The sequence below is a fragment of the Ferrovibrio terrae genome (genome assembly GCF_943371255.1).
GTDB classification, from domain to species: Bacteria; Pseudomonadota; Alphaproteobacteria; order Ferrovibrionales; family Ferrovibrionaceae; genus Ferrovibrio; species Ferrovibrio terrae_B.
This window is the reverse complement of the sequence record NZ_CALRUC010000170.1, coordinates 1-5,994: the sequence shown is the minus strand read 5'-3', so window position 1 is coordinate 5,994 and position 5,994 is coordinate 1. Positions and strand designations below refer to the sequence as shown.

Below are 5,994 nucleotides of genomic sequence, written 5' to 3'. Positions count from 1 at the left end.
ACTTCGTGGCCGTTATCGAGCTTGACCCGGAACATCGCGTTGGGCAGCAATTCGTCCACAACGCCGGGAAATTCCAGCAATTCTTCCTTCGCCATTCAGCCTCTGTTTTACGGTAGCTCGGTTTTACGGTAGTCGCGCGCCGGAACGGCACGGCCATCAGCTGCGCCTGAAGCGCGGGCGAGAACATGCGCGCGGCGGCCCAGAAAATCAAGCAGTGCCAGACGCATGGTTGCGGCCGGAAAGGCCCCTGGCGGGCGGTACCTCGCTAGCGAGTCCCGCGCGCGCGCAGCCGCCAAGCCGGAAAATACTATCTAAGGTTTTTTATAAAAAAATAATACACTTATTGAGTGTATCAATAATACGTCACGAAAACGATGGTGGTGTGGCTGGCTCCGCCAATCTGCTCGTATCGCTGTCCGCGCTCCATACCCGCCGTTACCGCGACCTGAGACAGGCGCGGATATTTCTCGGCAAAAATCTTCAGATCCCGCGCAGCCTCGTCCTTCGCCGTCACTTCGAAACCCGTCGCCAGATTCAGCGACCGGCTGGTGCGAGTGAAATGATAATTGCCGAGATATGTTGCCTCGCCCGGTTTCACCGTGAAGCGGATACTGAAGGACTGAGTCTGTGTCGAGGTCGCGGTCGTGCCCTGACTCACCTGCCAACCATGAACCTCATATTCGCCTTCCGGCAATTCGGCGGCAAAGAGATCTCCGCGTACACCCGGCTCGGCGATATCGCTTTTGCCCATGCGCGGCATCGCCATGTATTTGCTCATGCCGTAATGGAAGAAGCCGCGGACCGCAGTGTCACCGACTTTGCGGTAATGAACCTCGTAACCGGCATAAGAGCCGGAATAGGTGATCGACCCGACCACCACGCCCTTATTGCCGGCATCCGACAGCACATAGTCAGTGCCAACATTCGGTGTGCCGCAAGCAGCCAGCCATGCCGCAGCGGCAATACTGCAGCATGCCCGCAACAGATCACGCAATCCCATCATCCCGCCCTTTCATTCCTTCAATGCCGATATAGCGGAGAATTCACTCAACTTCGATCCGGATGGCCGACCACACCCATTTCGCATCGTCATGGGCCTGCAGGCCCGGATGCCTGCCGTCGCGCGGATAGACCACCCAGGTGGGGCCGCGACCGCCCAGACCGAGGTATCTGCCATCGGCCTTGAGCGCCAGCAGCACCGGATACTGCGCCAGATCGGTGCGCGGGATTTCGGCGCCATAGCCATCGATGGCAAAGACCTTGATGGTCTGGCCTTTTGCTCCCGCCGCCTTGAGCACATCGGCCAGCAGCGGACCGCGGAATGTATAGGCCTTCGGCCAGGTGTCGTATTTCACTGTCAGGGTTTTCTGCGGCAGCTTTTCCAGCATGGCGAGATCGAAGCTCGCCGCCGCATCGAAGCTTACATTGCCGAATTTGAAAAAAGCGTCGTCGAAGTCGTTCAGCGCGCCGCGATTGGTATTGGCGATCGCGCCATGCACGGTGAGCACCACTGCGCCCTTGGGTTTGGCCAGATCGGCCGCCTGGGCTGAAACCACGAAGCCGATGGCAAGAATGGCCGTGAGCAATGCGCGCAACATCGTATGCCCTCCCAAAACCGACACTGCCATCTGGTTACGCGCCTGCCACAGGCCTGTCCAGCGACGAAGTGATGTCAGCTATGCTTGAGCGGAAAGACCATGGTGGCCGTGGTGCCGCGGCCCAGTTCGCTGGCCATGTGGAGACGGCCGCCATGCAGCGCCATCAGGCGATGCGAAATCGCCAGACCAAGGCCGGAGCCCTGGCGGCGCTGGTTCTTCGGGCCGGCCTGGTAGAAGGCCTCGCCCAGCCGCAGCAGATCGGCCGGCGCGATGCCCGGCCCGTCGTCGCTGACGCTGATGCGGATACTGTCGGCATCGAACATGGCGGCCACCACGATGCGGCCTTCGGCGGGCGTGAACTTGATCGCATTGGAGATCAGGTTGAGCAGAACCTGGCGAAACGCGCTGCGATCGGCATGCAGCACCGGCAGTGCATGCAGGCTGGCATCCATCACCAGAGACAGCTCCTTCTGCCGCGCCTGGGTCAGCAGCAGCGAGATTACCGCATCGGCCTCGTCCACCACCTTCAGCTTGTCGAGTGTCAGCGTCATCTTGCCGGCTTCGATGCGGCTGAGATCGAGGATCGCGTTGATCACTTCCAGCAGATGCTTGCCGGCCTGGCCGATCAGGCCGGCATAGTCCTTGTAATGGGCATCGCCGAGCGGGCCATAGGCCTCGCTTTCCAGCATCTCGGCAAAACCGATCACCGCATTCAGCGGCGTGCGCAACTCATGGCTCATGAAGGCGAGGAACTCGCCTTTCGAACGCGAAGCCAGCATGGCTTCCTCGCGCGCAGCCTCGGTTTCGGTCAGCGACCGATGCAGCTCCATTGCGTCGGTCACCAGGGCGGCGAATTCCTGCAGCTGCAGCTGCGCGGCAGCATCGAAGCGGCGCGCCACCGAATCAAAGATCGCCAGCGTACCGATGTTATGGCCGTCGCGGCTGGTCAGCGGCGCGCCGGCATAAAAGCGCAGACCGGCCGGACCGGTGACAAAGGGATTGTCGCTGAAGCGCGCATCCAGCGAGGCATCCTCGACGACGCAGACCTCGTCGCTCAGGATCGCCCAGGCGCAGAAGCCATGCTCGCGCGGCAGTTCGCGCAGATCGATGCCGGTATGGGCCTTGAACCACAGGCGGTCGGTATCGACCAGCGTGACCAGCGCACCCTGGGTACCGAAGACGCGCGCCGCCAGCCGCACCAGCCGATCGAACCGCGGATCGTAGGGTGTGTCGAGGATCGCGAAGCTGCGCAGATCGTTCAGGCGCGCGGCTTCGTCAGATGGGTGCGGTGCAGCAGGCACGGATATCTCTTCGGAAGGCGATCTTATTTAGAGGCGGTATTCCGCCACGGCAAGCGTTCTTCCGTCGGGGGGCAAGGCCTAACGCACTGATCCAGTTATGGTTAATTACCGGCCTGCGTCGATTAGCCGCCTGCCTGCATAGACCGCAAATAGAAACCCTGTCCTGAATCCGCGCAGGATGCCGCGTCGCCGGGTCTGGACCCCTGCAGCCGCTGGCCTTTATGACTGGAAGCCCATGCTGCAGCTCGACCACATCACCGTCATTGCACCCTCTCTGGCAGACGGCGTGGCCCATGTGCGGGACTGCCTCGACATCGATGTGCCGTTCGGCCGGCAGCATCCGTATATGGGCACCCACAACCATCTGCTTCGGCTGGGCGACAGCGTTTATCTGGAGATCATCGCGGTCGATCCTGCTGCTCCGCGCCCGGCACGCCCGCGCTGGTTCGGCCTCGATGACCAGGCGACGGTGCGCGCGGACTGGGACAGCGGTTTTCGCCTGCGCGGATGGGTGGCGCGCAGCACCGGTATCGATGCCGTTCTGCCGCAGCATGAAGCTGTTCTGGGCAGAAAGATTGAACTGAGTGGCAGCACGCCGTTCTTTTTTGCCGTGCCCGATGACGGCTCCCTGCCGCTCGGCGGGATCGCACCATCGGTGATCGACCGGCAGGGCAAACCGCCGTCCATGGCAACCATGACCGATCGCGGCGCCATATTGCAGTCCCTGATCATCGACCATCCAGACCCAGAGCAGGTCCGGACACTGTATCGCACGCTGCGCATCGATAGACCGCCCGAAATCCGGCAGGCCGACCGCTTCCGCTATCACGCCCAGATCCAGACTCCCGCGGGCCTGAAGGAACTGTTCTGATCAGCGCCGGCGCAGGATGGCCTCGCCATCGACGGTGACGCTGATGGTCTGTTCACCGGCGGCGGCCACCGGCGGCGCGGCTTCGGCCCGGGCCGACATGCCCATCGCCTTCATCATCACCGGTCGTGTCGTCACACCACCATTGAGACCGACCCGAGCCCAGCCCTCGAAGCGCAGGCCCAGCGCCGCTGCGGCTTTTTCGGCCCGGGCCGCCAGACGCTGCAGCGCCTCGGCAAACATCTCATCCTGCTGTGCGCGCTGCTGCTCGCGCGACAGGGTGTAGCCCAGGTCCTGCAGTGCCAGGCCCTCGGCCTGCAAGGCGCCCACGGCCTCCAGCAGCTTGGCATCGTCCTTCGATGTCAGCAGCAGGCTCTGCTGCGCGCGCCATAACGGTGCCGGCGGCTTGGCACCGGCCGGCAGCGTCTGCGGCCGTACCGGGTTTTCCTGATAGGTGTTGTAGCTGCCGGTCTCGACCTCAAGGCCGAGCGCCTTGGCGCGGGTCAGCGCGCGGGCCATGGCAGCATTGACGCTGGCCTGCGCGGTGGCGGCCGCCTCCGCTGTTGCCTGCGCCATCAGGCGGGCGCGCATGGTATCGGGCGTTACATCGCGTTCGGCATTTTCCGACAGCGTCAGCAGCGTGGCATCATCGGGCAGCGCGCGCTGTACGGTCTGCGCCCCGGCATTGTCGCAGGCGGCCGCGACGAGCAGCAGCAAGCCAAGGGCAGGAACGGCAAAGCGTGAGCGGGCGCGGTGGGCGGTCATGGCAGGGGTCCATCGGTTTCTGGTCCGCAGACCATACCAGACAAACCATGGCCGTTTTGAGGCGCGTTTGGCTTCAGCTGGTCAGCAGCGGCAGCATGCGGTCCTTGGCATGGAAATACTTGCGGGCATAGGCCAGCAGCTGGCCATCAGTCGGGTGATCGACGGTTTCGCAGCCGACAATGATACGCTCGAGCCAGGCCTGCGACCGCGTCACATAGCGCAGGAATTCCAGTTTGGCCGCGCCGGGCCCGACCAGCAGAACCTCGCGGGTGTCTTCCAGCGCCTGGGCGATGGAAAGGAAGAAGGCGATATCGTCCGGATCGCGGCCGGAACGTAGCGCACCATGCTTGTGCCGCGGGCTATGCGGGTGACGGTGCAGCGCCGTCTTGTCGGCGGACTCGCGATTGAAGTGGAAAATGCAGGCCTCGACATGATCGAGCCAGACGACGGCATGGGACTTGGGCATTCGGGGGAGTCTCCGCTTCTTGACTGCCCGAGTTTGACGGCAGCCGGGGAGACCCACCTTGATGCAGGTCAAAAAATCCGGGCAATCAGCGTTTTATGAAGCGTTCGCGGATCTTTTTTTGCAGAAAATCGCGCACCTCGCGGTAGGCGGCGAGTCGCTGTTCCCGCGTACCCTCGACGATGGTGGGGTCGAAGGTGTTCCAGAACTCGACATCGCAGGCCATGGTGCGGGTCATGTCGACGGCAGTGTGCTGTGCCTCGGGCGACAGCGAGATGATGAGGTCGAACGAACTGTCTTCCAGGTCGTCGAAATTCTTCGAGCGGTGCTTGCTGATATCCAGGCCGATTTCGTCCATCACCTCGACGGCCAGCGGATCGACCTTTTCCTTGCGCACGCCGGCGGAATCGACAAAGACCTGTTTGGGATACAGTGCCTTGAGCATGCCTTCGGCCATCGGAGACCGGACGCTGTTCATGGTGCAACAGAACAGCACGCTGCCGGGAAGCCGATCCTCCATCTCGCCGCTTACCGGATATGCAGGACGCAGATGAGCGTGAACAACCGGCGGGCGGTATCGAAATCACAGTCGATCTTGCCCTTGAGCCGTTCACGCAGCAGCTCGGAACCCTCGTTATGCACCCCGCGCCGCGCCATATCGATGGTCTCGATCTGCGAGGGCGAGGAGCGCTTGATGGCCTGGTAATAGCTGTCGCAGATCTCGAAATAGTCCTTCACGATCTTGCGGAAGGGCGACAGCGCCAGAATGATCTTGCCCAGCGGCGCAGCACCATCGTCACGGATATCGAAGACCAGCCGGTTGTCGGCGATGCCCAGCATCAGCTGGAACGGGCCCTGCTCGTTATGGGCACCGACCGGCGAGAAGACATTCTGTTCGATCAGGTCGAAAATCGCGACCTTGAGTTCATGGTCGATATCGGCCGACCGCCGCACCACGCTGCGCTCGTCGAGCAGAACCTCGATGAGACGGTGCTGGGC

The 5,994-nt window shown here is 62.5% G+C and carries 8 protein-coding genes and 1 pseudogene; 1 reads left to right on the top strand and 8 read right to left on the bottom strand.

Annotated elements, in window-relative coordinates:
- The 4 genes and pseudogenes from AAG799_RS21870 to AAG799_RS21855 form a co-directional block, all read right to left on the bottom strand.
- A pseudogene (locus AAG799_RS21870) lies at positions 1 to 95 on the bottom strand (translation initiation factor IF-1); the annotation flags it as partial.
- A gap of 257 nt (positions 96 to 352) precedes the next feature.
- The gene (locus AAG799_RS21865) at positions 353 to 994 is read right to left on the bottom strand and encodes a hypothetical protein (protein WP_341899162.1); all 642 of its coding nucleotides are present in this window, start codon (positions 992 to 994) and stop codon (positions 353 to 355) included.
- A 49-nt stretch (positions 995 to 1,043) separates the two neighbouring features.
- Positions 1,044 to 1,598, bottom strand: coding sequence for a hypothetical protein (locus AAG799_RS21860; protein ID WP_341899160.1), 555 nt, complete (start codon positions 1,596 to 1,598; stop codon positions 1,044 to 1,046).
- 74 nt (positions 1,599 to 1,672) lie between these two features.
- A complete protein-coding gene (locus AAG799_RS21855; protein WP_341899158.1) occupies positions 1,673 to 2,899 on the bottom strand; it encodes a GAF domain-containing sensor histidine kinase in 1,227 nt (408 codons plus the stop codon).
- Between the two features lie 235 nt (positions 2,900 to 3,134).
- On the opposite strand from AAG799_RS21855, the gene AAG799_RS21850 reads away from it, so the two are divergent.
- Positions 3,135 to 3,770: a VOC family protein gene (locus AAG799_RS21850; RefSeq protein WP_341899157.1), complete on the top strand. Its 636-nt coding sequence runs from the start codon at positions 3,135 to 3,137 to the stop codon at positions 3,768 to 3,770.
- Here the strand turns inward: AAG799_RS21850 and AAG799_RS21845 are convergent, their stop codons facing one another.
- The 4 genes from AAG799_RS21845 to AAG799_RS21830 all read right to left on the bottom strand — a co-directional run.
- Complete coding sequence (locus AAG799_RS21845) at positions 3,771 to 4,532, bottom strand: SIMPL domain-containing protein (protein WP_341899155.1); 762 nt, start codon at positions 4,530 to 4,532, stop codon at positions 3,771 to 3,773.
- A 73-nt stretch (positions 4,533 to 4,605) separates the two neighbouring features.
- On the bottom strand, positions 4,606 to 4,998 hold the full coding sequence (locus AAG799_RS21840; RefSeq protein ID WP_341899154.1) for a hypothetical protein: 393 nt from the start codon (positions 4,996 to 4,998) through the stop codon (positions 4,606 to 4,608).
- An 85-nt stretch (positions 4,999 to 5,083) separates the two neighbouring features.
- Positions 5,084 to 5,515 carry an arsenate reductase ArsC gene (locus tag AAG799_RS21835; RefSeq protein WP_341899153.1) on the bottom strand — a complete coding sequence of 144 codons (432 nt, stop codon included), beginning with the start codon at positions 5,513 to 5,515 and terminating at the stop codon, positions 5,084 to 5,086.
- Positions 5,516 to 5,523: 8 nt separating this feature from the next.
- On the bottom strand, positions 5,524 to 5,994 hold a 471-nt coding region (locus AAG799_RS21830; protein ID WP_341899152.1), incomplete at its 5' end, for a UPF0262 family protein.

Coding starts and splice junctions, on each gene's coding strand:
- AAG799_RS21860 (WP_341899160.1), bottom strand. CDS start 1,598: ATGTTGCGCGCATTGCTCACGGCCATTCTTGCCATCGGCTTCGTGGTT.
- AAG799_RS21850 (WP_341899157.1), top strand. CDS start 3,135: ATGCTGCAGCTCGACCACATCACCGTCATTGCACCCTCTCTGGCAGAC.
- AAG799_RS21845 (WP_341899155.1), bottom strand. CDS start 4,532: ATGACCGCCCACCGCGCCCGCTCACGCTTTGCCGTTCCTGCCCTTGGC.
- AAG799_RS21840 (WP_341899154.1), bottom strand. CDS start 4,998: ATGCCCAAGTCCCATGCCGTCGTCTGGCTCGATCATGTCGAGGCCTGC.
- AAG799_RS21835 (WP_341899153.1), bottom strand. CDS start 5,515: ATGGAGGATCGGCTTCCCGGCAGCGTGCTGTTCTGTTGCACCATGAAC.